Below are 24,822 nucleotides of genomic sequence, written 5' to 3'. Positions count from 1 at the left end.
AGAGGCACCCTTATGGCCGAACGTTCGAGTGCTGCTGCAAACGGCCCTGCCGACGACGACCCTCGTCTCGTATTCATCTATCAGGAGGCGGTGAGAGGTCTCACTCACCAGCAGACTGTCGTGGAGAAAATGAATACCCGCGCCGGCAGCCTTATCTTTGCCACCGCGTTCGCGAACTCGCTGCTCGGCAGCGCGGCCCTCTCAAACGGGCTTGGGCTGTGGGACTGGACTGCGGTGGCTCTCCTGTTCGCCATTGGCGGGCTGATCGTCTTCATGCTTTGGGCCTACCACCAATACGCATTCCGCTTCGACCCGGAAGAACTGCTCCATCAATATGTCGACGGCGATGGGCCGAGGACGATGTCGGCCATGCACCGCGCGCTTGCCCTTCGCATCAAGGCGGACATGGCCTGCAACTGGCGGATTATCCAGCGGCTCCGTGTGGCTTTGCAGATAGCGCTGCTCTTTCTGCTCGATATCCTGGCCTGGCTTCTGGCGATTGCGGGCGTTTGAGCCAGAGGTATTGGGCAGACATCGCGCCTGTCGGGCTGTGCCGCGGGCAAGTCGTCACGGTCCGGCCAGATCGACGTGATGAGCGCCGTGCGGCAACGGGATGCGGCCAAGCCGTTCCAGCGCCGGTCGATCGCCGCTGTCGGCATCGCCCTTGACGACACGGAAGACCTCAAGCCCCGCGCCGGTTTCGGGTCCCGAGCCGTCATGGCCCTGAAACACAGCGGCGAGGAAATGGTCTCCGGTCTTGTCGAAACTGCCGCCTTCCGGCAACGATCCATCGAAGGGATAATCGGCGATTTTGGCAATGCCGCCGGTCACTGGATCGAAGCTTAGCAGCGTGACGGTAGCGTCGCGCTGAAAGCGGTCGGAGGCCGGCGGGAAAGCAGTGCCGCGCATGTTGACGGTTGCCACCAGCCTTCCATCCGGGCTGATCGCGATGCCCTCGGCCGACAGATCGGTCACGGCCCGGGCGACAAGCCGGTGGTGGGCGACGACGCCAGTCGATGCTTCGGGATCGGCAAGCCGCACGACGCTGACAGTCGATGGCGTCTCGGGGATGCGCCCCTCGAGATTGGCGGCCGCGAAATTCCGCCCCCAGTTGGAAGTCAGGTAATGGCGCCCATCCGGCGTGAAACGGCCGACGAAGGGATCGGCGCCGACCTCCACGCTATTGCGCCAGGGGCGCAGGTTCGGCTGGCCGTTCGCGTCGCCGACCTTGAAGAAGACGACCCGATTTTGGGTGTTGATATTGACCGCGATGACGCGGCCGCTTGGATGCCAGTGCACGTTGGTCGCCGTGACGCCGCCGCGAGGCGTGGGAGCAGATCCCGTGATCCCGAGAGCGGCGAGGTCGAACCGGGCGACGGGACCGAAACGACCGCCGGGATAGCCGATGATCTGAACGAAGCTTGCCTCCGCAGTGTTCGATACCACGGCGATGCGGCGCCCGTCGGGCGAGACCGACAGGCCTTCGGGGAAAGCGGCAATCTCGGCCGCGTCCGCGAGGCGGGGTGCGGCGCTGTCCGAAAGGTCGACGGCGAACAGCCGCCGTCCCGGCGGCAGGTCGCGAACGGTATCGCCTTCTTCCGTGCGTTCGCCCAGTCTTTCGGTGACGAAGGCGGTCTTCCCATCCTTGGTCATCTGCAGGATTTCGGGAGCGGCGGTCACGGAATTGGAGATCGGCACGGCGCCGCTAACCACCTTGCCGTCGATGACGGACAGGATCGTCAGTATATCGCGGAACCCCGCCTCGCGCGGCGCAAGCTGGCCCGTGGCGTATGTTTGGGCGACGAAGTCGCCGTCGGAGATCACGGCGATCCGGCTCGCCGAGATCCGGCCGGCAAGATCGAGCGACTGCGCCGCCGCGGTCGACGGCCCGCCCAGCGCGGTGACGAATATGAGGCCGCGAAAAGCTGAACTGAACATGGACGTTGTTCCTTTTGCTGGTTCCCGCCGAAAGCACCCTTGTGTGTCTGAAACTATTGCTGGCATTGATCGTCTTCCAATCGGAATATTATCGTCTGTGATAGGGGATCTGCATAAGGAGCGATTTTGGACATCCGCACCCTGGCCTGTTTCATCGCCGTCGCCGAAGACCTGCATTTTCGCCGCGCGGCCGATCGGATGAACCTCACCCAGCCGTCGCTCAGCCAGCGCATCCGCGCCCTCGAGAACGAGATCGGCGCCGAGTTGTTTGAGCGGGACCGTCGCGGCGTTGCGCTGACGCCAGCCGGAGCCGCCTTCCTTGGTCCAGCTCGAAAGGCGGTCGAGCACGCCAATGCCGCCAGGACGCAGGCGCTGAGAGCCGTTCGCGGCGAGGTCGGGCACTTGCGGCTCGGCTTCACCGTCATCGCCTTCTACGGAGTTCTGCCGGAAGCGGTGCGCGCGTTTCGCGCCCGTTACCCCGATGTCGAGGTGGATCTGATCGAAATGAACTCGCCGCTGCTGGAGGCGGCACTTGCGGCCGGCGATATCGACCTCGGCGTGCTGCATCCGCCCTTGTCGACGCCGGACTTGATTGCTCATCCCCTGCCGGACGAACCGCTGGTGCTGGCGCTCCCGTCGGCGCACCGGCTCGCCGAGCAGGCCGCCATCCATGTGGCCGATCTCGACGGCGAGCCCTTTCTGCTGGCGCCCCGCGCCATTGGGCCAAGCATCTACGACCGCGTGATCGCCTTGTTCCAGACCGAAGGCCTGAGCCCCCGGATCGTCCAAGAAGTGACGCCGATGACGACATTGGCCGGCCTGGTCGCGGCCGGCGCCGGCCTGGGTTTCGTCACGGCAGGCATCGCCCGGGTGGCTCGGCCCGGCGTGACTTATCGCCCGGTCACCCCGGCACCACCATCCTTGCCGATGGCGGCCGCCTGGCGCGAGCCGGCGTTGTCTGCCAGCGGCCGACGGTTTCTCGAAATGGTCAGGACGTTGGTTGCAGCGTCCGGATCCTGACACTTGCGGCGATTGCTTCCGCTGCGAACGCTAACGCCCGCGTAGCTTCCTGCCGCAGGCCCCCGCTGAGGAAGCGGCGTGGCCAGCCGCTTCCTCAGCCACGCCCGTACCATCACGCTGCCGAACTGCCCTGCTCGGCCTCAGCGGCATTCGGATTGCCCGGCGCCGTTGCCCAGGCGAGCTCGACCAGCGTCACCGTGCGGCGGCCGACGCCGTCGATCTGGCAGACGATGAGGCCCTGCTCCTCGATGTAATCGAGCAGCCGCCGCGCGCGGCGCAGCGAATGCGAGCCATAGGCCCGCGCAATCGCCGCGTCGCTCGGGCATGGCCAGCCTTCCTTGGCGGCTCTCGCGATCATCATGAACACGCCCTGCATATCCTCGGGCAGAAGCGAGGCGCGCACCGAGACGTCCCGCCACGCGTCGTCCTCGGCCACGTCGGAGCCGACGCCGGCGCGGGCGCGCGTCAGCATGCGGCGGAACGCCGAAAGGTCCGGCACGGCCGAAGCGAGACCTTCGATACGGCAGCGGACCACGAACTCCTGGTAGAGCACGCCGATGACGCGGAAACCGGCGTCGGGCTCGGCGAGGATGGCGCGCAGGATGTGGTCCATCCGCCCGCGCCGCTCGGCGAGGTCCTCGGCGCTCGGCTGCGGCTCGGCAGGCTCGGGGCGCATGTCCAGCGGTGCCGCCTTGGCCGCCATCAACTGATCGAGCAGGTCCGGCGAGGGCCGACGCTGCGGGCGCACAGTCTCGGGCGGCGGTGCCGCGAGGATGATCGAGCGCGCATCCTCCAGCGCCGCCTCCGGCAGCGGCATCAGCCGCGGCGTGCCGTTGCGTGGGCTGGTTTCGGTCGAGCCGATCCGCACGCTTAGCGGACGGTGCGACAACGCGGGTCCGAGCGCCATGAAATGCCCGCGCTCCAGGTCTCGAAAGGCTTCCGCCTGCCGCCGCTCCATGCCAAGCAGGTCGGCCGCGCGCGCCATGTCGATGTCGAGGAAAGTCCGGCCCATCAGGAAGTTGGAAGCTTCCGCCGCGACGTTCTTGGCGAGCTTCGCCAGCCGCTGCGTGGCGATGATGCCGGCAAGCCCGCGCTTGCGGCCGCGGCACATCAGATTGGTCATGGCGCCGAGGGAGAGCTTGCGCGCCTCGTCGGAAACCTCGCCGGCTGCGGCCGGCGCGAAGAGCTGCGCCTCGTCCACCACCACCAGCATCGGATACCAATGGTCGCGCGCGACTTCGAACAGGCCGCCGAGGAAGGCGGCGGCGCGCCGCATCTGGTTCTCGGCGTCGAGCCCTTCGAGGTTGAGCACCGTCGAGACGCGGTGGATGCGCGCCCGCTCGCCGGCCGCCTGCAGGCCGCGCTCGGTGTGCTCCTCGGCATCGATCACCAGATGACCGTAGCGCTCGCCGAGCGACACGAAATCGCCTTCGGGGTCGATGATGGTTTGCTGCACCCAGGGCGCGCTCTGCTCGAGCAAACGGCGCAACAGATGCGACTTGCCCGAACCAGAATTGCCCTGCACCAGCAGGCGGGTCGCCAGCAGTTCCTCAAGGTCGAGGGGCGCCGGCGCACCTGCCGTCGTCTGCCCCATCTCGATTGCAACCGTCATGTCGACTCAGAAGTCTCCCTGCGCCGGATGGGGTTATCAACCCGATCATCGTGCGTCGAGTGTGCAATCGCTGGCCGCCCGGTGTTCGCACAGCTACTCGGTTCGCAAACGTCGACCCAAGCGGCCGGATATCCTCGACGGCCGCATCATTGGCGGCTAGGTTTCGCTACCTGCTATGTCAACAACAAAGATGGGAACCACCGTGCCGACTGAACCGCGTTCTCCACGGCTTGCAGTGCTGATCGACGCAGACAATGCTTCGGCCAGAATTGTCGATGGGCTGTTCGAGGAGATTGCCAAGATCGGCGAGGCAAGCGTCCGCCGCATCTATGGCGACTTTTCCAGCGCTCGTTCGAAGGCTTGGACCGACGTGTTGTCCAACCACGCGATCATCCCGCAACAGCAATTCGCCTATACCACGGGCAAGAACGCGTCCGACATCACATTGGTCATCGATGCGATGGACCTGCTTCACAGCGGTCGCTTCGACGGCTTCTGCCTGGTGTCGTCCGACAGCGATTTCACCCGTCTTGCCTCGCGCATCCGGGAAGAGGGTATCGACGTGTACGGGTTCGGCGAGCAGAAGACGCCGGAGAGCTTTCGTCAGGCCTGCCGGAGATTTGTCTACACGGAAAACCTGCTGCCAATGTCGCCGGCAAACACCCCGGACGCAGTCTCAACCACGAAACCGCTGCAGCCGCCGAGCGCCGCCACGCCGATCATCACCAGGGTTATCGCGCAAATGGAAAGCGAAGACGGCTGGGTGCCGCTCGGCGCGGTTGGCAACCAACTTGCCAACCTTGCTTCGGACTTCGACCCCAGAACCTTCGGCTTCCGCAAGTTGAGCGACCTCGTGCGCAAGACAAACGCGTTCGACATCGAGCATCCCGAAGGCGGAACCATGCGAATAAGGATCAAGCCGGCTTCGCGGAAATCCAGGGCGAAAAGGCGCTGAACAAGGTCTGTCCGGCCAACTGGTCGGACCACCATTTCGCTGGCGCAATCCGGCCATTGGCGTATCATCTTTTCAGGGAGGGTTCATGGCAGGAGGAGGCCGATGAACGTCGCTGCGGAAGTGCCCGTCATCGATCAGACGGCGGAAGATATTGTTTCGTCTGCTCTTTCGAAATTTCGCGCCGGCGACACCGTTTCGACCCGGGCGATGCTCGACGCCATTCGCCGATCCGACCCCGCCTGCGAGGACAGCGACGACCATCTGGTCGAATTGATCGTGATGGGCGCCGTTGGTAAGACCATGGGGGTCGTATTCGATCATCGCTCGCCTGACGAGCGGTTGCCGCACCTTTCCTAGGAGATCTATTAGCCGAAGCCTCCCCAACGTCGTCATCCTTGGACGTAGCGCCGCGAAGCGGGGCGAAGACCCAAGGATGTGACCTCAGCCCCGTGTCGCTTCGCTCCTTGCTACGCCCAAGGATGACGAAATGACCGGCGCTTCGGTCAATCTCCACAATGGGCGATTTTGTCAACGCAGGCGCCTTCCAATAGGGTCCTAGCTTCCCAGCGGATGCGGCATATAGCCGACGAAGCCGGCGATCTTCCAGCGGCCGCCGGCCTTGCGGCAGAAATAGAGCGTCTGCCATTTGAGCCTGTCGACGCCGCCATCTGCCTTGGCGACGGAACCGTCGAATTTCTTGTGCAGCACCGCGCGGTCGCCGTCGACGTCGATGTCGCGCATGTTGGTGACGCGGAACAGCGCTTCGCGCAGCGGCTCGGCGAATTTCGTCGCCGCGGTTTCCTTGGCCTGGCGCAGCCATTCGTCGCGATAGACCTCCAGCCTCGGGAACTGCAGCCGCCAGGCATCGGCGTTGTTGAGGAAGTGCGCATGCATGCCGAAGAAGCTTTCGGCGATGAAATCGTCCTCGACCATCGACCAGTCCTGGCTGAGGAAGGCATCGATGTCGCGCCGCACCAGCATTTCCCACAGCGCGTGGCGATCGGCGTCGCCTTCCGGAAACGGATTCTTGTCGAAGGTCATGCCGGATCTCCCTCTCTCATGCATGCCGCAGGCGGCTACGGGTTGCCGACACGGCTTTGAGGCGCAGGATGCTCAGGCTTCTGTAATAAAGCAACATGGATTCGCGAAAAAATGTTGCTTTCCGACATTGCCTCTAGGAGGATCACGCCGGCAAGCGTAGACGGCCATAAGAACGGCCCGACCAGTCGATAACAGGAGGCTCATTTGCCCAAGCAGTGCTTTGGAAAATCGCACGTCCCGCTCTCGCCCGCCGTGCGCGCCGGAGATTTCGTCTATGTCTCCGGCCAGGTGCCGGTGGGCAGTGACGGGCTGGTGGTCAAGGGCGGCATCGCCGAGCAGGCTGAGCAGGTGCTGCAGAACGTCAAGGCCGCGCTGGCGCTCGCCGGCTGCACCATGGACGATGTGGTGAAAACCACCATCTGGCTCGAGGACGCCCGCGACTTCGGCGCCTTCAACACTGTCTATGCCAGGCACTTCCCGAAGGATCCGCCCGCGCGCACCACGGTGGAGTCGCGCCTGATGATCGACATCAAGATCGAGATCGAAGCGGTCGCTTACCGGCCGGTCTAATCGCTGGAGCAATTCCAGGAAAAGTGCATAGCGGCTTTCCGTTCGGAATTGCGTAAAAAACAACAGTTAGACAACAGGGAGGCGCCGATGCAGTTCGATCTGCTGATCAAGGGCGGCCGCGTGATCGACCCGGCCTCCGGGTTGGACGCGGCGCGCGATGTCGCCATTGCCGATGGCCGCGTCGCCGCGATCGACGTGGCCATCGACGCAGAGGCCGCCGGCGAGGTCGTCGATGCCAGGGATTGCATCGTCACGCCCGGCCTCGTCGACCTGCACAGCCATGTCTATTGGGGCGGCACCTCGCTCGGCGTCGATGCCGACCGGCTCGCCGCCAAGAGCGGCACCACCACTTTCATCGACGCCGGCAGCGCCGGCGCCGGCAATTTTCTGGGCTTCCGCCGCCATGTCATCGAGCGTTCTAAGGCGCGCATCCTCGCTTACGTCAACATCTCCTTCGCCGGCATATTCGGCTTCTCCAAGACTGTATCCGTCGGCGAATGCTGCGATCTCAGGCTCTGCGAGCCGCGCGAGACGGTGGCCGCGGTGCGCGAGCACGCCGACATCGTCGTCGGCGTCAAGGTCCGTTCCGGCCGCCACGCCAGCGGCACCAGCGGCATCGCCCCGGTCGACCTCGCGCTGGAAGCCGCCGACAAGGTCGGCCTGCCGCTGATGGCGCATATCGACGAGCCGCCGCCCGGGCGCTCGGAAGTGCTGCCGCGCCTGCGCCGCGGCGACATCCTCACCCATTGCTTCCGGCCGTTTCCCAACGCGCCGGTCTTCGCTTCCGGCGCGGTGCGGCCGGACATGCGGCTGGCTCGCGAGCGCGGCGTCATCTTCGACATCGGCCACGGCATGGGCTCCTTCGACTTCGAGGTCGCGAAAGCGATGCTCCAGGAAGGCCTGGCACCCGATGTCATCTCGAGCGATGTCCATCTCTACTGCGTCGACGGCCCCGCTTTCGACATCCTGGTCTGCGTGTCGAAGCTCATGGCGCTCGGCATGCCGCTGATCGAGGTTTTGCGCGCGGCGACGCAGCGGCCGGCCGAGGCTATCGCCAGGCCCGAGCTCGGCGCGCTGAAAGTCGGCGGCATCGGCGATGTGGCAGTGCTCAAATTTCTGCCTGGACGCTTCACCTTCGTCGACGCCGTCGGCGCCTCGCTGGTCGCGGATCAGCGGCTGGTCTCGGAGGGCATCGTCATCGGCGGCACATGGTGGCCGAACGAAGCGGCCGACCACAACGAGACCGAGCGCTTCGAGGCGCATGCGCATCACGCTCATGTCGAGGTCGCGGCCAGGCATTTCGGGAGGTGATTGACTAATCTCCCCCTCGAGGGTCCCTCGAGGGGGAGATCGAACGTCACCGTCTCGCATTGCTCGGCTCGCCGTAAACCGGCGTGGCAATCCCTTCCATGCGCGCCTTGAGCTGCAGCGCCACGAATTTCGAATAGTAGCGCGACAGCGCCAGGTTGCCGCCGTGGAACCACAGCGCGTCCTGAGCCGTCGGCTTCCACATGTTGCGCAATTCGCCCTGCCAGGGGGCGGGGTCGCCCTTCACGCCGGAGCCGAGCCCCCAGCATGGACCGACCTTGTCGGCAACCTCGCGCGAGACGATGCCCGCCACCGTCTCGTTCATCGACTGGTAGCCGGTGCAGCAGACGATGGCATCGACGGCGAGCTCGCTGCCGTCCTCGAACAGGATGCCGTTCGGCGTCAGCGACTTGATGCCGACGCCGCTCTTCACCGCGATCTCGCCGTTCAGGATCAGCTCGCAGGCGCCGACGTCGATGTAATAGCCGGAGCCGGTGCGGTAGGCCTTCATCAACAGTCCGGTCTCGTCCTCGCCGAAGTCGATGGCGAATCCGCTGTCGCTGAGGCGCTGGTAGAAATCCGCGTCGCGCTCGCGGATGACATCGTAGAGCGCCCGCTGGCCTTTCGGCACCAGCGCGAACGGCGTCGAGGCGACGATCATGTCGGCCTTGTCGGTGGTGATGCCGCGCGCCAGCGCCTTTTCGGAAAAGATCTCGAAGCCGACCTCCATCAGCGTGTCGGACTTCACCACCGTCGTCGGCGAGCGCTGCACCATGGTGACCCTGGCGCCCGCCTCCCAGAGATCGACGCTGACATCATGGCCTGAGCTTGCAGCACCTATCACCGCGACGCGCTTGCCGCGGAATTTCTCGCCGGTGGAATACCGGCTCGATTGCAAAAGCTCGCCCTTGAAGCTGTCCGCGCCGGGCAAATCGATCTGCCGTGGCGGTCCGTAGGCGCCGGTGGCGAAGACGATATGCCTGGGTTTCAGCGTGATGCGCTGGCCGACTCGGTCGACCACCACCGTCCAGACCATTTCCGTCTCGTCATAGGCCGCGCTGATGCATTTGGTGGCGGCCCAGTAATTCAGCTCCATGACGCGGGCATACATTTCCAGCCAGTCGCCCATCTTGTCCTTGGGCGTGAAGACCGGCCAGTTTTCCGGGAATGGAATGTAGGGCAGATGGTCGTACCAGACCGGGTCGTGCAGCACGAGCGAACGGTAGCGCTTGCGCCAGGAATCGCCGGCGCGCGCATTCTTCTCGACGATGATTGAGGGAACGCCGAGCTGCCGCAGCCGGGCGCCCAGCATGATCCCGCCCTGGCCGCCGCCGATCACCAGGCAGTAGGGCTGCTCGTGAACGCCAAGCTCGCGCGCCTCGCGCGCTCGTGCTTCCGCCCAGGTCTCACGCTCGGGATCGGCCTTGTGGCGGATGCCGAGCGGCCGGGCCGGGCCTTTCCGCTCCTCGAAACCCTTGAGCTCGCTCATCGCCGTGAACAGCGTTCGGCAGCGTCCATCCTTGAGCCGCAGTATTCCCTCGCCTCGGGCTACGGCTGTCTCGAAACTGAACCAGCCTTCGATAACGCCGTCGTCGACGCTCGCTTCGCCGGATAATCGCCAGTGGGAGGGCCTTGCCGATGACAGGGTCGCCTTGAGCATCTCGCTGACCGCCGCCTGGCCTTCCATGGTTTTTATGTTCCATGTGAAGGTCAGCAGGTCGCGCCAGTAGCAATCCTCCAAGAAAAGGTTGGCTACCGCCTCGATGTCGCCGCTGTCGAGCGCCCGGCCGAACGAGCCGAGCCAGGTTGCCGCCTGTTGCGATGGTGCGATGTCGAGCATTGTCGTCCTTCCAGCTGGCCTCGCATGGCTGCAGGCTTTGTTCAGCGCCCCCGCCGACTTTAGCATATTTGCGATTATCTGCTGCTGGCCATCGGGGACTCCGGGGGAGTCTATAAGCATCTTTATTCGCTGCCTGAGGACAGCCGAATGGTGAACTGGCCATGGCTGGCCGAAGACGCTGAACCAAAAAGCTCCTATGAAATTCCTATATCTTTCCCACCCGCCCCGTCTCGAACCTTTATGGCGATTGGGTCCATATTTCCTTCCGAAAAGAAGCTTTGATCGCCGTCACCACCAAGGTGACGCGCGTTCGCATACAGTTTTTCGTCCGTCGGCATCAGGCGGGAAAGCACGAGCAAAAACAAGGAACGCCTAAAATGGATCTCATTGTTTTCGGGATCGGGATTTTATTCTTCGCCCTGTCCTTGGCCTACGTCAAAGCTTGCAACAGTATCTGAGCGGAAGATCAGGCCATGCTTTTCGACTACATCCTCGGCGGCGCGGTGACCTTGTTCCTGCTTGCCTACCTCACCTACGCGCTCATCCGTCCAGAGCGCTTCTGACCGGCGCGCGGAGAGCTCATCATGACCATAAATGGCTGGATACAGATCCTCGTCTATTGCAGCATCCTGCTTTTGCTCGTGAAGCCGCTCGGCGGCTATATGTACCGCGTTTTCAGCGGCGATCGTACCTTGCTGTCGCCGCTGCTCGCTCCGGTCGAGCGCGGCCTCTACCGCCTCGCCGGAACGAGCGAGAAGGAAGAACAGCACTGGGCCGTCTATGCGACCGGCATGCTGCTCTTCAACCTCGCCGGCTTCCTGGTTCTTTACGCGCTGCAGCGGCTGCAGGGCGCCCTGCCCTATAATCCCGCGGGCATGAGCGCGGTCGAGCCAGGGCTTGCCTTCAACACCGCCGTCAGCTTCGTCACCAACACCAACTGGCAGAACTACGGCGGCGAAAGCACGATGTCCTATCTCGTGCAGATGGCCGGCCTCACCGTCCAGAATTTCGTCTCGGCCGCCACAGGCATTGCCATCGCCATTGCCCTGATCCGCGGCTTCGCGCGCGCTTCCGGCAAATCGATCGGCAATTTCTGGGTCGATCTGACCCGCTGCACGCTTTATGTGCTCTTGCCGCTCTGCATCGTGCTGACGCTCGCCTATGTCTGGCTGGGCATCCCGCAGACGTTTGGGCCCTATGTCGATGCGACCACGCTGGAAGGTGCCAAGCAGACCATCGCGCTCGGGCCGGTCGCCTCGCAGATCGCCATCAAGATGCTCGGCACCAACGGCGGCGGTTTCTTCAACGCCAACGCCGCGCATCCGTTCGAGAATCCGGACGCGATCTCCAACCTGATCCAGATGCTATCGATCTTCGCCCTCGGCGCTGCTCTCACCAACGTCTTCGGCTGCATGGTCGGCAACCAGCGCCAGGGCTGGGCGATCCTCGCCTCGATGGGCGTGCTGTTCCTCGTCGGCGTCACGGTCTGCTACTGGGCCGAGGCCGCCGGCAACCCGCTGGTGCATGCGCTCGGCATCGACGGCGGTAACATGGAAGGCAAGGAAACGCGCTTCGGCATCGCCTTGTCGGCGCTGTTCGCGGTCATCACCACGGCCGCCTCCTGCGGCGCCGTCAACGCCATGCATGACAGTTTCACCGCGCTTGGCGGCATGATCCCGCTCATCAACATGCAGCTCGGCGAGGTCATCGTCGGCGGTGTCGGCGCCGGTTTCTACGGCATCCTGATGTTCGTCGTCATCGCCGTCTTCGTCGCCGGCCTGATGGTCGGCCGCACACCGGAATATCTCGGCAAGAAGATCGAGGCCAAGGAGGTCAAGATGGCGATGCTTGCCATCCTGTCCCTGCCGTTGGCGATGCTTATCTTCACGGCAATCGCCGTGGTCCTGCCGGGCGCCGTGGCTTCGATAGCCAATGGCGGCCCGCACGGCTTCAGCGAGGTGCTCTATGCCTATACCTCGGCGGCCGCGAACAACGGCTCGGCCTTCGGCGGCCTCTCCGGCAACACGCCCTGGTACAACATCACGCTGGGTCTCGGCATGCTAATGGGCCGCTTCCTGGTCATCATCCCGGCGCTCGCCATCGCCGGCTCGCTGGCCGCGAAGAAGACCGTGCCCGCCTCCGCCGGCACCTTCCCGACCGACGGCACGCTGTTCGTCGGCCTGCTGGTCGGCGTCATCATCATCGTCGGCGGCCTCACCTTCTTCCCCTCGCTCGCCGTCGGTCCGATCGTCGAGCACCTGGCGATGATCCATGGACAGACTTTCTGAGATGACCATGCCCTGGTTCAACCTCATACGCTGGCACGACCGTCACCAACCCGATGACGGAAGGCCGGATGACGGGAGGGACGAGAAGCCTCGTCCTTTCCCCACACTCTCCACCTTCCTCGGCATGGCAGCGGTGCTGTTCGTGCTGTGGCTGCTGGCTTCCGGCCTTCCGCACCTGTTCCCCAAGACCGAGCACCCGGCGCCGTCCAACATCACCGATACCGGAGCCTCGAAATGAGCCAGTCCAAATCAGCGAGCATTCTGGATGCCCGCATCCTGGTGCCCGCCATCGGCGGCGCCTTCCGCAAGCTCGATCCGCGCACGCTGATCCGCAATCCGGTGATGTTCGTCGTCGCGGTCGTCTCGCTGCTCACCACCTTGCTTTTCATCCGCGACCTGGTCATCGGCGGCGGCGATCTCGGCTTCACCCTGCAGATCATCATCTGGCTGTGGTTCACCGTGCTGTTCGCCAATTTCGCCGAAGCCGTGGCCGAGGGCCGCGGCAAGGCGCAGGCCGACTCGCTGCGCAAGGCGCGCACCGAGACCCAGGCCAAGCTGCTCGTCAACGGCGGGGATCGCTCGAAGTTCAAGCTGGTACCCGGCACCAGCCTGAAGGTCGGCGACGTCGTGCTGGTCGAGGCCGGCGACATCATCCCGTCCGACGGCGAGGTGATCGAAGGCGTGGCCTCCGTCAACGAGGCGGCGATCACCGGCGAGTCCGCGCCCGTCATCCGCGAATCCGGCGGCGACCGCTCGGCCGTCACCGGCGGCACGCAAGTGCTGTCCGATTGGATCCGCGTGCGCATTTCCGCCGCTTCCGGCCATACCTTCCTCGACCGCATGATCTCGCTTGTGGAAGGCGCGGAACGCCAGAAGACGCCGAACGAGATCGCGCTCAACATCCTGCTCGTCGGCATGACGCTGATCTTCGTGCTGGCCACCGCGACCATCCCGAGCTTCGCCTCCTATTCGGGCGGCTATATCTCGGTGACGATCCTCGTGGCTCTGTTCGTGACGCTGATCCCGACCACGATCGGCGCGCTGCTCTCGGCCATCGGCATCGCCGGCATGGACCGCCTGGTGCGCTTCAACGTGCTCGCCATGTCCGGCCGCGCCGTCGAGGCAGCCGGCGACGTCGACACGCTGCTGCTCGACAAGACCGGCACCATCACGCTCGGCAACCGCCAGGCGACTGAGTTCCGCCCGGCCAAGGGCGTCACGGAGCAGGAGCTGGCCGATGCGGCGCAGCTCGCCTCGCTCGCCGACGAGACGCCGGAAGGCCGCTCGATCGTCGTGCTCGCCAAGGAAAAATACGGCATCCGCGCCCGCGATATGGCGACCTTGCATGCCACCTTCGTGCCCTTTACCGCGCAGACCCGCATGAGCGGCGTCGACATCGAGGGCTCGTCGGTGCGCAAGGGCGCCGTCGATGCGTTGCTTGCCCATGTCAATCGGGCAACGGTCGCAGCCCATGGCACACGGCCGACAAGCGACTCCATCCGCGACCTGCAGGCCATTGCCGACGAGATGGCCAAGGCCGGCGGCACGCCGCTGGCGGTCGAGCGCGACGGGCGCCTGCTCGGCGTCGTGCATCTCAAGGACATCGTCAAGGGCGGCATCCGCGAGCGTTTCGCGGAGCTGCGCAAGATGGGCATCCGCACGGTGATGATCACCGGCGACAACCCGCTGACGGCGGCGGCCATCGCGGCGGAAGCCGGCGTCGACGACTTCCTCGCCCAGGCCACGCCCGAGAACAAGCTGTCGCTGATCCGCGAGGAACAGGCCAAGGGCAAACTGGTCGCCATGTGCGGCGACGGCACCAACGACGCGCCGGCGCTCGCCCAGGCCGATGTCGGTGTCGCCATGAACACAGGCACGGTAGCCGCGCGCGAGGCCGGCAACATGGTCGACCTCGACAGCGACCCGACCAAGCTGATCGAGATCGTCGAGATCGGCAAGGCGCTCCTGATGACGCGCGGCTCGCTGACCACCTTCTCGATCGCCAACGACGTGGCCAAGTACTTCGCCATCATCCCGGCGATGTTCGCGGTCTTTTACGTCGCGCCCGGCCAGGCCGCCGGCCCGCTGCAGGCGCTCAACATCATGCACCTGGCGACGCCGCAGAGCGCCATCCTGTCGGCCATTATCTTCAACGCGCTGATCATCATCGCGCTGATCCCGCTGTCGCTGAGGGGCGTGAAGTACCGCGCCATCGGCGCCGGCGCGCTGCTCAGCCGCAACCTTCTCGTCTACGGCCTCGGCGGCATCATCGTGCCGTTCGTCGGCATCAAGGCGATCGACCTGATCGTCACGGCCCTCGGCCTCGCATAAGGATTTGCTCCAATGTTTAAGCAACTGAGACCCGCGATCGTCATGATTGTCTTCTTCACGGTGCTGACCGGCCTCATCTATCCGATCGGTATGACCGGCATCGCCCAGGCGCTGTTTCCCAACCAGGCCAATGGCAGCCTGATCGAAAAAGATGGCAAGGTCATCGGCTCCGAGCTGATCGGCCAGGCCTTCGCCAGCGACCGCTATTTCCATGGCCGGCCGTCGCCCGCCGGTGACGGCTACAACGCCGCCTCCTCCGGCGGCTCCAATCTCGGCCCGACCAACCCGAAGCTCATTGAACGCATCAAGAGCGACGCCGAGAAGCTGACGGCGGAAAACCCGAGCGCGCCGGTGCCGATGGACCTCGTCACCACCTCGGGCAGCGGCCTTGATCCCGACATCAGCCCGGAGGCAGCCTATTTCCAGGTGTCGCGGGTCGCCAAGGTCCGGGGCATCGATGAAGCCAAGGTGAAGTCGCTTGTCGACAGCCATGTCGAGGATCGCGAGTTGGGCTTCATGGGTGAGCCGGCGGTCAACGTGCTCGCCCTCAATCTCGCGCTGAACGACCTGAAGTAGCCAAGCCAGGCGTCGGGGATCGACACGGTCCCCGGCGCCGTTCAAACTATGGTTCCATGCCCGACGACCGAAGCAACGATTCCAGACCTTCTCCCGACGCGCTGCTCGAGCATGCCGAGCGGGAGGGCCGCGGCCGTCTGCGGATTTTCCTCGGCGCGGCGCCCGGCGTCGGCAAGACCTACGAGATGCTGATGGCGGGCCGCGCCCGCCGCGTCGACGGCATCGACGTTGTGATCGGCGTCGTCGAGACACACGGCCGCAAGGAAACCCAGACGCTGGTCGACGGCTATGAGGTGATCCCGCGCCGTCAGGTCGAATACAGGGGCCGCACTCTCGACGAGATGGATCTCGACGCCATCCTGAAGCGGCGCCCGGCGTTGGTCCTGGTCGACGAGCTCGCCCACACCAACGCGCCCGGCAGCCGCCATCCCAAGCGCTACCTCGACGTCCAGGAGATCCTGGCGCAAGGCATCGACGTCTACACCACGCTCAACATCCAGCATGTCGAGAGCCTGAACGACGTAGTCGCGCAGATCACTCGCGTCAGGGTCCGCGAAACGGTTCCCGATTCCATCATCGACGAGGCCGACGACATCGAGGTCATCGACCTCACCCCCGACGACCTGATCAAGCGGCTGCAAGAAGGCAAGGTCTATTTCCCCAACACCGCCCAGCGCGCAATCGAGAACTATTTCTCGCCGGGCAACCTGACGGCGCTGCGCGAGCTGGCGCTGAGGCGCACCGCCCAGCGCGTCGACGAGCAGTTGCTCAACCATATGCAGTCCCATGCCATCCCGGGGCCGTGGGCCGCCGGCGAACGAGTTCTCGTCTGCGTCGATTCGCGGCCCGGCGGGGCCGCCCGCATCCGCTACGCGCGCCGGCTCGCCGATCGGCTGCGTGCGCCCTGGACGGCGCTTCATGTCGACACGCCTCGCCTGGCCGGCATGTCCGAAGAGGACAAGGACCGGCTCGCGACGAACCTGCGCCTTGCCGAGCAGCTCGGCGCCGAGGTGACCACCATTCCGGGCCAGAATGTAGCCCAGGACATAGTGCGCCACGCGACGGCAAACAACTTCACCCATATCGTCATTGGCCGGCCGACCCGCTCGCGCTGGCGGGAGTTGATCGAGGGCTCGCTCACCTACGATCTGATCCGCAATGCCGGCGACATCAGCGTCCACGTCATTTCGGGCACAGGGCGCGACGCAGGGACGCCTTCGGCAAGGGTGAAGGCCGCGGCCGAACAGAAGCCCTTCCAGATCTGGCCCTATCTGTTCTCCACCGCCTATGTCGCCGGCGCGCTGGCCGTCAGCTCGATCCTCGACCAGTTCCTCGATTTCCGCAATTTGGCGATTGTGCTCCTGCTGTCGGTGCTGACATCGGCGGTGACGTTCGGGCTCTGGCCGGCGCTCTACGCTTGTTTCCTGAGCGCCCTTGCGTTCAACTTCTTTTTCCTCGAGCCGCGCTACACGCTGACGATCAGGGACCCCGAGAGCATCGTCGCCTTTGCCGTCTTCCTCGTCGTCGCCGTCATCGCCAGCAATCTGACGGCGCGCGTGCAGCGCCAGGCAGTCGCCGCCCGCTCGCGTGCGCGGGCCACGCAAGACATCTATTCCTTCTCGAAGAAGCTCGCCGGCGCCGGCACGCTCGACGACGTGCTTTGGGCCACCGCCTTCCAGATAGCTTCCATGCTGAAAGTGCGGGTGGTGCTGCTTCTGCCCGAGAACGGCACGATCACCGTCAAGGCCGGCTATCCGCCGGATGACACGCTGGCCGAGGCCGATATCGCAGCCGCCCGCTGGGCGTGGGAGCACGATCGCCCCGCCGGCCGCGGCGCCGACACGCTGCCCGGAGCGAAGCGCCTTTACCTGCCCTTGCGGACGGGGCGCACGGCGGTCGGCGTCGTCGGGCTCGACAACGACAAGCAAGGCCCGTTGCTGACGCCCGAACAGCAGCGTCTTCTCGACGCGCTTGCCGACCAGGCGGCGGTCGCCATCGAGCGCATCCAGCTTGTCGCCGACGTCGACCGCGCCAGGCTTGCGGCGGAAGCGGACCGGCTGCGCACGGCGTTGCTCACCTCTATCTCGCATGACCTGAAGACGCCGCTTGCCGCCATCATGGGCGCCGCCGGCACGCTTCGGGAATACGCGGCCGCCCTTCCCGAAAAGGATCGCGCTGAACTTCTCTCCACCGTGATCGACGAATCGGAGCGGCTGAACCGCTTCATCGCCAACCTGCTCGACATGACCAAGATCGAGTCCGGCGCCATGGAGCCGAACCATGCCTTCCACTATGTCGGCGACATCGTCGGCTCGGCGCTCGATCGAGCCCGAAAGATCACCGGCGAACACCGGATCGACACCGACATTCCGCCTGATTTGCCGATGTTGCGCCTCGACCCTGTGCTGTTCGAGCAGGCGCTGTTCAACCTCCTCGACAATGCCGCGAAATATGCGCCGCCCGGCTCGACCATCCGCCTGCAAGGCTGGGTCGACAACGGCTCCGTCATCTTGCAGGTCATGGACGAGGGACCGGGGATTCCGCCCGACGACCTCGAGCGGATCTTCGACACCTTCTACCGCGTGCGCAAGCGCGATCAGGTCCGCGCCGGAACGGGTCTCGGTCTGTCGATCAGCCGGGGCTTCGTCGAGGCCATGGGCGGCTCGATCTCGGCGGCGAACCGCACCGACCGGCCGGGCGCGATCTTCACCATCCGCATGCCGGTGCCGGGGGAAATCCCGGATCTGGACGTCGCCAAAACGGATGACGCGGCATGACCAGCCAGAACGTCAGTGTCCTGGTCGTCGACGACGAGCCGCCGATCCGCAAGCTGCTTCGGGTCGGCCTCGGCAGTCAGGGCTATACCGTGTTCGAGGCGTCGAATGCCAAGGCGGCGATCGAGCTCATTGAGACGGAACGGCCCGACCTGATCCTGCTCGACCTCGGCCTGCCCGGCATGACCGGCCTCGAGTTGCTCGGCAAATGGCGGAGCGACGGCCTCGACATCCCGGTCGTCATCCTGTCAAGCCGCACCGACGAGGCCGGCATCGTGTCGGCGCTCGAGCTCGGCGCCGACGACTATGTGACAAAACCCTTCGGCATGAACGAACTCGTCGCCCGCATCCGTGTGGCTCTGCGCCACAAGTTCCAGCAACAGGGCGAGAAGCCGGTTTTTCAAACCGGCGATCTCAGCGTCGATCTCGTCAAACGCATCGTCAAAGTCGAGGGCAAGGAAGTAAAACTGTCGCCCAAGGAATACGACATCCTGCGCACGCTCGTGCAGTATGCCGGCAAGGTGCTGACCCACCAGTTCCTGATGAAGCAGATCTGGAACGACACGACCGACGTGCAATATCTCAGGGTCTATGTCCGCCAATTGAGACAGAAGATCGAGAAGACGCCGGACCAGCCGCGCTACATCATCACGGAGACCGGCGTCGGCTATCGTTTGCGCGAGGTGGATTGAACGGGGAAGGAGCGACCGGCGGCCACCGATCGCTCGAGGTCGTGCCGCGATCAGTCTGCCGAAAGGTCCGCTGTCGTGGCGAGCGCGCCGGCAAATCCGTTGAGCGAGATGGTGAAGGCGATCGGCTGCGTCGTGTCCGCCGCGGTGGCGTTGATCTTCAGCGCGGTGCTGTTCTGCAGCAGCGAGGTGATGTCGGCATCGAACGACACCGGCACCAGGCAGCCGACGGCCTGACAGGTCTTGAACTGCAGGGTCCCGTCCAGCTTCTTGTCATCGATCTGGAGCGAGATGCCGTTGGCCAAAGCCAGCCCGAACGGCAACGCCAGCGTGCCGGCAGCGTCCTTGCCGGTCTTGCTCGTCAATTCAATCGCCAGCAGCCGCTGCCCGCTCTGCACGTTGAACTGCTGATGCGACAGGCTGCACACCTTGTTCGTGCCCGTCACCTGGCAGTTGTCGGTCCAGTCGCCATGCGTTTCCGACAACGCCGAAGCGCCGCCCGGCAGCTGCGGCTTGGCCGTGGCGTCTGGCTGGCTGGCCGCCGGCGCCACCTTGTTCTGCGCGGCGAGCGCCGGCAGACCTACGACAGCTGCGGCAGCCAGAACCGCGACGGACAATCTGTATCTGATTTTCATGGAATTCCTCTTCACTCAGCCCGATCCGGTCCCTTGGACTGAGCCGCGCGATAGAGCGGCGAAACAGCTGCTCCCGTCAAGTGCAATGCCAGGCCAAGGGCCGGATTTTCTTTGGCATGACAGTCGGTCAACCAGCCACACACGAACCGTGGACCATGGCACATTCGGGCAAACATCCTATATTACGGCAAGGTTCTGTTTTTCATGCGGGAAGGAAGCGATGTCGCAACCTCGCTTATCGATGGCTTTGATATCGGCGGCTCTGGTGACCGCTGCCATTTCGGGTGTGGCATCAAATGCCTCGGCTCAGGTGGTCATTCCGACGAACCGCAACGCTCTGATCCAGCAGAACGAACTGCAGACGCTCCGCAACCAGCTGCAGCGGCAGCAGTTCCAGCAACAGCAGCAGCTTTACCGCGAGCAGGACCGGCAGATCGCGCCCAAGCCTCGCCCTGAAGTGCCGATCGTCAAGCAGAATTGCCAGTCCCAGGTGATTGGCACCACCATTTCGCGGGTTTGCCGCTGACATCTTTCTTTTTTCGGTTTATTTAGCCGACTTACTGTCGGCAAGGCCGGATTGCGCGGGCGGCGGTTTTAGGGTTTGCAGGAGCGGGATTTTTGCCGCGCGGATAAGGTGCGGCGGGAATGCCGCTCTCATCGGATTTTGGGATGGCAACAGCCAAGAAAAAAGCGGTACGCAGGGCAAAGAAAGGGGAGCGGATCCGCCAGGTGGCGGCCATCCCCTTTCGTCTGCGCGGAGACGACAGCCTCGAGGTGTTGTTGGTCACCTCGCGCACGACGAGGCGCTTCATCGTGCCCAAGGGCTGGCCGATGAAGGGCAAGAGCGGGCGTAAGGCGGCCGCGATCGAGGCCCAGGAAGAGGCGGGCGTGCTGGGCAAGGCGCTGAAGCAGCCCGCCGGCGGCTACTCCTACTGGAAGCGGATGGCCAACCGTTTCGTCCGTGTCGACGTGGTGGTCTATCTGCTCGAGGTCACCGAGGAGATGGCCGACTGGCCGGAAGCCGCGAACCGCCAGCGGGCCTGGCTGCCGGCGGCCGATGCGGCTCTGCTGATCGACGAGCCGGAGCTTGCGACGCTACTGAGGGATTTGACGGCCCCGGCGACCGATCCGGCGTAGGTCTACTCGGAATCGCCAGGAAATGACCGTGCAGGTGCCCCCGTATAGGCCCACAGCCATTCCTTGGGCAGCGGCCCCTTGTTGCGGTCGCTCTCCGCCGACTGCTCCCACGCATGCGCCAGGATGCCGACCGAGCGCGACAGCACGAAGAGGCCGCGCGTCAGCGGCGGCGGGAAGCCAAGCTCGCCATAGATGACGGCGGTGGCGCCGTCGATGTTGAGCGGGATCGACTTGCCCTTGCGTGTTGCCACCTCCGCCTCGATCGCCCCGGCAATGTCGGCGAAACGTCCGCTGACCACGCCGCGCGCGGCGAACGCCCGCGTCAGTTCGATGAGGCGCGGCGCCCGCGGATCGACCGGGTGGAAGCGATGGCCGAGGCCGGGCACGTAGCCTTTTTCGCCGGCGAAGAACCGGTCGAGCCGCGACGACACCGCTTCCGCCAGGCCTGCGCCGCCATCCATCGCAGCGGCGATGTCGCCGTAGAAGGAAAGCGCCTGCTCGCCGGCGCCGCCATGCACGTCGCCAAGCACATTGATGGCGGAGGCCATGGCGTTGTTGATGCCGACGCCGCAGGTGGCGGCCATGCGGGCGATGGCGATCGACGGCGCCTGCGGGCCGTGGTCGACGGCGGCGCCGAGCGCGATGCCGAGCAGCGCCGCCTGGTCCTCTGTCGGCAACTCGCCGCGCAGCATCAGCCAGATCATCGCCGGGAAGCTGACGCGGCCTATCAGATCCTGGATCTCATAGCCGCGCATCCGGATCACGCCGGGCCGCATCTCGATGATGCCGGTCCGCCACCACTCCTCGCCGCGCTCGCGGCCGGACTTTTTCTCCCCGCTCATGCCCGCGCCCTCGTCTTGCCGCGCGCCGGCAAGGCGGCGAAAATCTCGTCCGCATGCTCGTCGAGGTGCGGCGGCGGGCCTGCTGGCATGGGAGCCGCGCCGTCGACCATAAAACCGCCGCGCACCACCGTGAGCGGCCGGTCCATGCCTGGTATCTCCTGGAAGCGGGTCGTCATGCCGCGCTCGGTGACCTGGCGCTCCTGGAGCACTTGCGGGATCGTCAGCACTCGCCCGGCCGGCACGCCGGCCCGGTTGAGCTTTTCTTCCCAGGCCGCCGCCGAAGCGCCGGCAAGCGCGTCCTCGATCAGCGTCTTTAGCGCGGCCCGATTCTGCTTGCGCGTCTCGCGCTCGGCAAAGCGGGGATCCGACGCCAGTTCCGGCCGGCCGATCAGCCCGCATAATGTGACAAACTGCTCCTGCTTGTTGGCGGCGATGTTGAGCAGGCCCTCGCCGGTGCGGAAGGCGCCGGAGGGCGCGGCCGTCATGTTTTCGTTGCCCATCGGCCGCGGCACGACGCCCGCCGTCAAATAGTTCGACACCGGCCAGCCCAGCGCCGACAGCGTGCATTCAAGCATCGAGACGTCGAGGAAGGCGCCGTCGCCGCTCGTCTTCTGTCGCACCAGGGCCGCGGCAATGGCGAAGGCCCCCACCAGCCCGCCAAGCGTGTCGGCGACCGGATAGCCGACCCGCAGCGGCGCGGTCTCCGGCGTGCCGGTGATGCTCATGATCCCGGACAGTCCCTGGATGATCTGGTCGTAGGCCGGGTTGCCGCGCATCGGCCCGGTCTGGCCGAACCCCGATATCGCGCAATAGACGAGGCTCGGCCGGACTTCCTTCAACCTCTCATGGCCGAGGCCAAGCCGATCCATCACGCCCGGCCGGAAATTCTCGACCAGCGCGTCGGACGTAGCGACGAGGTCGAGAAAACGCTCGCAGTCTTCAGGCTTCTTCAGGTCGAGCACGACCGATCGTTTGCCGGCGTTCTGCGCCAGGAACGATGCGCCCATGCCCGCCTGGTTGAGTTCCGGCGAGGCGCCGAGCTGGCGCGCGAGATCGCCGCCCGGCGGCGCCTCGACCTTGATCACGTCTGCACCAAGCAGCGCCAACTGGTAGGCGCAGTAAGGGCCTGCCAGCACATTGGTGAGGTCAAGGATGCGGATGCCGGAAAGCAGGTCTGTCATGATGCTCCAAATCGGTCAGGCATCGCCAGGCACGTGCTCCGGCCCCCGCAGGCGTCGCCGCTCGACATAGGCCCAGATATGCGGTCCGGCGAGGCCGATGAAGGCGAGCGTCAAAAGCGTCAGCGACAGCGGATGCCGGTAGAACACCGTCCAGTCGCCATTGGCGATCGTCATAGCGCGGCGAAACTGCGTCTCGGCGAGCGGCCCGAGGATCATGCCGATGATGACGGGCGCCGTCGGGAAATCGAAGCGCCGCATCAGGAAACCCGCCGCGCCCAGCAGATAGAGGATGACGAGGTCGATGGGCGACTGCGAGATGCCGTAGGTGCCGACGGTGGCGAACACCAGGATGCCGGCATAGAGCTGCGGCGCAGGGATTTTCAGCAAACGCACCCACAGGCCGATCAGCGGCAGGTTGAGGATGACCAGGATGACATTGGCGATGAACAGGCTGGCGATCAGGCCCCAGACGAGATTGGCCTGCGTCGTCAACAGCAGCGGTCCGGGATTGATGCCGTAGCTCTGGAAGGCCGACAGCATGATCGCCGCCGTCGCCGAGGTCGGCAGGCCAAGCGTCAGCATCGGCACCAGCACGCCGGCGGCCGACGCGTTGTTGGCAGCTTCCGGTCCGGCGACGCCTTCGATGGCGCCGACCGTGCCGAACTCCTCCTTGTGCTTCGAAAGCTTCTTCTCGATCGCGTAGGAGAGAAAGGTCGGGATCTCGGCGCCGCCGGCGGGCATCGCGCCGATCGGGAAGCCGATCGCGGCGCCCCTAAGCCACGGCTTCCATGAGCGCGCCCATTCGGCTGCCGTCATATAGAGCGAGCCCTTCAGCGGCACGATCTCGTCCCTTCCGGCATAGCGGCGCGATGCCATGTAGAGCGTCTCGCCGACCGCGAAGAGGCCGACCGCGACGACGATGACGTCGACGCCGTCCAGCAGCTCGCCCATGCCGAAGGTGAAGCGCGGTTGCCCGGTCTGCAGGTCGACGCCGATCATGCCGATGACGAAGCCGGCGAACAGGCTGGTCAGCCCGCGCACCGAGGACGAGCCGAGCACCGCCGAAACGGTTATGAAGGCGAGCACCATCAGCGAGAAATACTCGGCCGGCCCGAAGGCCAGCGCGAACTTGACCACGATCGGCGCGAGGAAGGCGACGCCCAGCGTGCCGAGTGTGCCGGCGACGAAGGAGCCGATCGCCGAGGTCGCAAGCGCCGCGCCGCCGCGCCCCGAACGCGCCATCCGGTTACCCTCAAGCGCGGTGACGATGGTGGCGCTTTCGCCGGGGGTGTTGAGCAGGATCGACGTCGTCGAGCCGCCATACATGGCACCGTAATAGATGCCGGCAAACAGGATGAAGGAAGCTTCCGGCGCCACCTGATAGGTGATCGGCAAAAGCAGCGCGATGGTCAGCGCCGGCCCGAGGCCGGGCAGCACGCCGATCGCGGTTCCGAGCGTCGTGCCGAGCAGGCACCACAACAGGTTGGTCGGCGTGAAGGCGACCGCAAATCCGTGCGCGAGATAGCCGAGCGTGTCCATCGTCTCAGCCCCTCCCGATGCCGAAGACGGCGTTGACCAGCGCATTGAGCTGGTTCTCGATCAGGCCGGCGCCGATGTTGACGCCGAGCGCCCTGGCAAAACCGAAATAGGCCGCCAGCGCCAAGACCAGGCCGAGCAACGCATCGCGCAGCGGATGACGACTACCGAAGCCGAAGCAGACCAGCACGAACATGATCACCGAGGCGACGGTGAAGCCGAGCGGTTGGATAAGCAGGAGATTGGCGACGAGGCCGGCGACCACAAAACCCATCGCTTTCCGGTCGGTCGGCGTCTCCTTTTCCTCCTCCGGCTGCCAGCCGCCACGAACGGCGGCAAGGATGAGCAGCAGCGATAGGATCACCATTCCGGCCATGGTGATGTAGGGGAAGATTTTCGGACCGACCTTGGAATAGAGCGGCGACACCGGGATCGCCAGGGTCTGCCAGGCAACGGCGCCGGCGCAGGCGAGGAGCCCGACGCCGATCAGCAATTCGGGTATGGCAAGGCGTGGCGGTGACGCCTGCTGGTCGCTGGTGCTCATGATCT

Annotated in this window: 25 protein-coding genes; 16 read left to right on the top strand and 9 right to left on the bottom strand. The window is 65.1% G+C overall.

Annotated features, from left to right (window positions below; all coding sequences use genetic code 11):
* The first annotated feature begins 12 nt into the window (after positions 1-12).
* Complete coding sequence (locus EH240_RS00470; RefSeq protein WP_167483883.1) at positions 13-513, top strand: hypothetical protein; 501 nt, start codon at positions 13-15, stop codon at positions 511-513.
* 54 nt (positions 514-567) lie between these two features.
* On the opposite strand, the gene EH240_RS00465 is transcribed toward EH240_RS00470, so the two are convergent.
* Complete coding sequence (locus EH240_RS00465) at positions 568-1,938, bottom strand: lactonase family protein (protein WP_124995453.1); 1,371 nt, start codon at positions 1,936-1,938, stop codon at positions 568-570.
* Between the two features lie 126 nt (positions 1,939-2,064).
* Here EH240_RS00465 and EH240_RS00460 point away from each other — a divergent pair, with 126 nt between their 5' ends.
* Positions 2,065-2,958 carry a LysR family transcriptional regulator gene (locus EH240_RS00460; protein ID WP_124995452.1) on the top strand — a complete coding sequence of 298 codons (894 nt, stop codon included), beginning with the start codon at positions 2,065-2,067 and terminating at the stop codon, positions 2,956-2,958.
* A gap of 112 nt (positions 2,959-3,070) precedes the next feature.
* On the opposite strand, the gene EH240_RS00455 is transcribed toward EH240_RS00460, so the two are convergent.
* A complete protein-coding gene (locus EH240_RS00455; protein ID WP_124995451.1) occupies positions 3,071-4,570 on the bottom strand; it encodes a helicase HerA domain-containing protein in 1,500 nt (499 codons plus the stop codon).
* A gap of 202 nt (positions 4,571-4,772) precedes the next feature.
* On the opposite strand from EH240_RS00455, the gene EH240_RS00450 reads away from it, so the two are divergent.
* Positions 4,773-5,525 carry an NYN domain-containing protein gene (locus EH240_RS00450; RefSeq protein WP_124995450.1) on the top strand — a complete coding sequence of 251 codons (753 nt, stop codon included), beginning with the start codon at positions 4,773-4,775 and terminating at the stop codon, positions 5,523-5,525.
* Between the two features lie 102 nt (positions 5,526-5,627).
* Complete coding sequence (locus EH240_RS00445) at positions 5,628-5,882, top strand: hypothetical protein (RefSeq protein ID WP_124995449.1); 255 nt, start codon at positions 5,628-5,630, stop codon at positions 5,880-5,882.
* A gap of 198 nt (positions 5,883-6,080) precedes the next feature.
* On the opposite strand, the gene EH240_RS00440 is transcribed toward EH240_RS00445, so the two are convergent.
* Complete coding sequence (locus EH240_RS00440) at positions 6,081-6,566, bottom strand: hypothetical protein (RefSeq protein ID WP_124995448.1); 486 nt, start codon at positions 6,564-6,566, stop codon at positions 6,081-6,083.
* 204 nt (positions 6,567-6,770) lie between these two features.
* On the opposite strand from EH240_RS00440, the gene EH240_RS00435 reads away from it, so the two are divergent.
* The gene (locus EH240_RS00435; RefSeq protein ID WP_124995447.1) at positions 6,771-7,136 is read left to right on the top strand and encodes a RidA family protein; all 366 of its coding nucleotides are present in this window, start codon (positions 6,771-6,773) and stop codon (positions 7,134-7,136) included.
* 87 nt (positions 7,137-7,223) lie between these two features.
* Positions 7,224-8,447: an amidohydrolase/deacetylase family metallohydrolase gene (locus EH240_RS00430; protein ID WP_124995446.1), complete on the top strand. Its 1,224-nt coding sequence runs from the start codon at positions 7,224-7,226 to the stop codon at positions 8,445-8,447.
* Between the two features lie 46 nt (positions 8,448-8,493).
* On the opposite strand, the gene EH240_RS00425 is transcribed toward EH240_RS00430, so the two are convergent.
* Entirely contained in the window at positions 8,494-10,284 is a 1,791-nt protein-coding gene (locus EH240_RS00425; protein ID WP_124995445.1) for an NAD(P)/FAD-dependent oxidoreductase, read from the bottom strand.
* 278 nt (positions 10,285-10,562) lie between these two features.
* On the opposite strand from EH240_RS00425, the gene EH240_RS00420 reads away from it, so the two are divergent.
* From EH240_RS00420 to EH240_RS00385, 8 genes are read left to right on the top strand one after another with little or no spacing between them, the layout of a single operon-like run.
* The gene (locus EH240_RS00420) at positions 10,563-10,742 is read left to right on the top strand and encodes a hypothetical protein (protein WP_124995444.1); all 180 of its coding nucleotides are present in this window, start codon (positions 10,563-10,565) and stop codon (positions 10,740-10,742) included.
* 15 nt (positions 10,743-10,757) lie between these two features.
* On the top strand, positions 10,758-10,847 hold the full coding sequence (locus EH240_RS00415; RefSeq protein WP_036257910.1) for a K(+)-transporting ATPase subunit F: 90 nt from the start codon (positions 10,758-10,760) through the stop codon (positions 10,845-10,847).
* A 21-nt stretch (positions 10,848-10,868) separates the two neighbouring features.
* Positions 10,869-12,572, top strand: a complete 1,704-nt coding sequence (kdpA, locus tag EH240_RS00410) for a potassium-transporting ATPase subunit KdpA (RefSeq protein ID WP_124995443.1) — start codon at positions 10,869-10,871, stop codon at positions 12,570-12,572.
* Positions 12,556-12,810, top strand: coding sequence for a hypothetical protein (locus EH240_RS00405; protein WP_245435796.1), 255 nt, complete (start codon positions 12,556-12,558; stop codon positions 12,808-12,810). The genes kdpA and EH240_RS00405 overlap by 17 nt, the downstream gene beginning before the upstream one ends.
* Positions 12,807-14,903, top strand: coding sequence for a potassium-transporting ATPase subunit KdpB (kdpB, locus tag EH240_RS00400; RefSeq protein ID WP_124995442.1), 2,097 nt, complete (start codon positions 12,807-12,809; stop codon positions 14,901-14,903). The genes EH240_RS00405 and kdpB overlap by 4 nt, the downstream gene beginning before the upstream one ends.
* Before the next feature lie 12 nt (positions 14,904-14,915).
* Positions 14,916-15,479 (top strand): potassium-transporting ATPase subunit KdpC, encoded by a 564-nt coding sequence (kdpC, locus tag EH240_RS00395; protein WP_124995441.1) that lies wholly within the window; start codon positions 14,916-14,918, stop codon positions 15,477-15,479.
* A 56-nt stretch (positions 15,480-15,535) separates the two neighbouring features.
* A complete protein-coding gene (locus EH240_RS00390) occupies positions 15,536-18,256 on the top strand; it encodes a sensor histidine kinase (RefSeq protein ID WP_124995440.1) in 2,721 nt (906 codons plus the stop codon).
* A complete protein-coding gene (locus tag EH240_RS00385; RefSeq protein WP_124995439.1) occupies positions 18,253-18,945 on the top strand; it encodes a response regulator transcription factor in 693 nt (230 codons plus the stop codon). The genes EH240_RS00390 and EH240_RS00385 overlap by 4 nt, the downstream gene beginning before the upstream one ends.
* A 50-nt stretch (positions 18,946-18,995) precedes the next feature.
* Here the strand turns inward: EH240_RS00385 and EH240_RS00380 are convergent, their stop codons facing one another.
* On the bottom strand, positions 18,996-19,577 hold the full coding sequence (locus EH240_RS00380; protein ID WP_124995438.1) for an invasion associated locus B family protein: 582 nt from the start codon (positions 19,575-19,577) through the stop codon (positions 18,996-18,998).
* Between the two features lie 265 nt (positions 19,578-19,842).
* On the opposite strand from EH240_RS00380, the gene EH240_RS00375 reads away from it, so the two are divergent.
* Positions 19,843-20,103, top strand: coding sequence for a hypothetical protein (locus tag EH240_RS00375; RefSeq protein ID WP_342634065.1), 261 nt, complete (start codon positions 19,843-19,845; stop codon positions 20,101-20,103).
* A gap of 143 nt (positions 20,104-20,246) precedes the next feature.
* Positions 20,247-20,714 carry an NUDIX hydrolase gene (locus EH240_RS00370; RefSeq protein ID WP_124995436.1) on the top strand — a complete coding sequence of 156 codons (468 nt, stop codon included), beginning with the start codon at positions 20,247-20,249 and terminating at the stop codon, positions 20,712-20,714.
* Positions 20,715-20,716: 2 nt separating this feature from the next.
* Here the strand turns inward: EH240_RS00370 and EH240_RS00365 are convergent, their stop codons facing one another.
* From EH240_RS00365 to EH240_RS00350, 4 genes are read right to left on the bottom strand one after another with little or no spacing between them, the layout of a single operon-like run.
* On the bottom strand, positions 20,717-21,556 hold the full coding sequence (locus tag EH240_RS00365; protein ID WP_124995435.1) for a citryl-CoA lyase: 840 nt from the start codon (positions 21,554-21,556) through the stop codon (positions 20,717-20,719).
* Complete coding sequence (locus tag EH240_RS00360) at positions 21,553-22,737, bottom strand: CaiB/BaiF CoA transferase family protein (protein WP_124995434.1); 1,185 nt, start codon at positions 22,735-22,737, stop codon at positions 21,553-21,555. Before EH240_RS00360 ends, EH240_RS00365 begins: the two co-directional genes overlap by 4 nt.
* Before the next feature lie 15 nt (positions 22,738-22,752).
* On the bottom strand, positions 22,753-24,276 hold the full coding sequence (locus EH240_RS00355; RefSeq protein WP_124995433.1) for a tripartite tricarboxylate transporter permease: 1,524 nt from the start codon (positions 24,274-24,276) through the stop codon (positions 22,753-22,755).
* Positions 24,277-24,280: 4 nt separating this feature from the next.
* Positions 24,281-24,817 carry a tripartite tricarboxylate transporter TctB family protein gene (locus EH240_RS00350; protein ID WP_124995432.1) on the bottom strand — a complete coding sequence of 179 codons (537 nt, stop codon included), beginning with the start codon at positions 24,815-24,817 and terminating at the stop codon, positions 24,281-24,283.
* Positions 24,818-24,822 lie beyond the last annotated feature (5 nt).

Source organism: Mesorhizobium tamadayense, from assembly GCF_003863365.1.
GTDB classification, from domain to species: Bacteria; Pseudomonadota; Alphaproteobacteria; order Rhizobiales; family Rhizobiaceae; genus Mesorhizobium; species Mesorhizobium tamadayense.
Note: the sequence above shows the minus strand (reverse complement) of the source record. Positions and strands in the feature narration are given on the sequence as shown.

Coding starts and splice junctions, on each gene's coding strand:
- EH240_RS00470 (WP_167483883.1), top strand. CDS start 13: ATGGCCGAACGTTCGAGTGCTGCTGCAAACGGCCCTGCCGACGACGAC.
- EH240_RS00465 (WP_124995453.1), bottom strand. CDS start 1,938: ATGTTCAGTTCAGCTTTTCGCGGCCTCATATTCGTCACCGCGCTGGGC.
- EH240_RS00455 (WP_124995451.1), bottom strand. CDS start 4,570: ATGACGGTTGCAATCGAGATGGGGCAGACGACGGCAGGTGCGCCGGCG.
- EH240_RS00445 (WP_124995449.1), top strand. CDS start 5,628: ATGAACGTCGCTGCGGAAGTGCCCGTCATCGATCAGACGGCGGAAGAT.
- EH240_RS00440 (WP_124995448.1), bottom strand. CDS start 6,566: ATGACCTTCGACAAGAATCCGTTTCCGGAAGGCGACGCCGATCGCCAC.
- EH240_RS00430 (WP_124995446.1), top strand. CDS start 7,224: ATGCAGTTCGATCTGCTGATCAAGGGCGGCCGCGTGATCGACCCGGCC.
- EH240_RS00425 (WP_124995445.1), bottom strand. CDS start 10,284: ATGCTCGACATCGCACCATCGCAACAGGCGGCAACCTGGCTCGGCTCG.
- EH240_RS00415 (WP_036257910.1), top strand. CDS start 10,758: ATGCTTTTCGACTACATCCTCGGCGGCGCGGTGACCTTGTTCCTGCTT.
- kdpA (WP_124995443.1), top strand. CDS start 10,869: ATGACCATAAATGGCTGGATACAGATCCTCGTCTATTGCAGCATCCTG.
- EH240_RS00405 (WP_245435796.1), top strand. CDS start 12,556: ATGGACAGACTTTCTGAGATGACCATGCCCTGGTTCAACCTCATACGC.
- kdpB (WP_124995442.1), top strand. CDS start 12,807: ATGAGCCAGTCCAAATCAGCGAGCATTCTGGATGCCCGCATCCTGGTG.
- kdpC (WP_124995441.1), top strand. CDS start 14,916: ATGTTTAAGCAACTGAGACCCGCGATCGTCATGATTGTCTTCTTCACG.
- EH240_RS00390 (WP_124995440.1), top strand. CDS start 15,536: ATGCCCGACGACCGAAGCAACGATTCCAGACCTTCTCCCGACGCGCTG.
- EH240_RS00385 (WP_124995439.1), top strand. CDS start 18,253: ATGACCAGCCAGAACGTCAGTGTCCTGGTCGTCGACGACGAGCCGCCG.
- EH240_RS00380 (WP_124995438.1), bottom strand. CDS start 19,577: ATGAAAATCAGATACAGATTGTCCGTCGCGGTTCTGGCTGCCGCAGCT.
- EH240_RS00370 (WP_124995436.1), top strand. CDS start 20,247: ATGGCAACAGCCAAGAAAAAAGCGGTACGCAGGGCAAAGAAAGGGGAG.
- EH240_RS00365 (WP_124995435.1), bottom strand. CDS start 21,556: ATGAGCGGGGAGAAAAAGTCCGGCCGCGAGCGCGGCGAGGAGTGGTGG.
- EH240_RS00360 (WP_124995434.1), bottom strand. CDS start 22,737: ATGACAGACCTGCTTTCCGGCATCCGCATCCTTGACCTCACCAATGTG.
- EH240_RS00355 (WP_124995433.1), bottom strand. CDS start 24,276: ATGGACACGCTCGGCTATCTCGCGCACGGATTTGCGGTCGCCTTCACG.
- EH240_RS00350 (WP_124995432.1), bottom strand. CDS start 24,817: ATGAGCACCAGCGACCAGCAGGCGTCACCGCCACGCCTTGCCATACCC.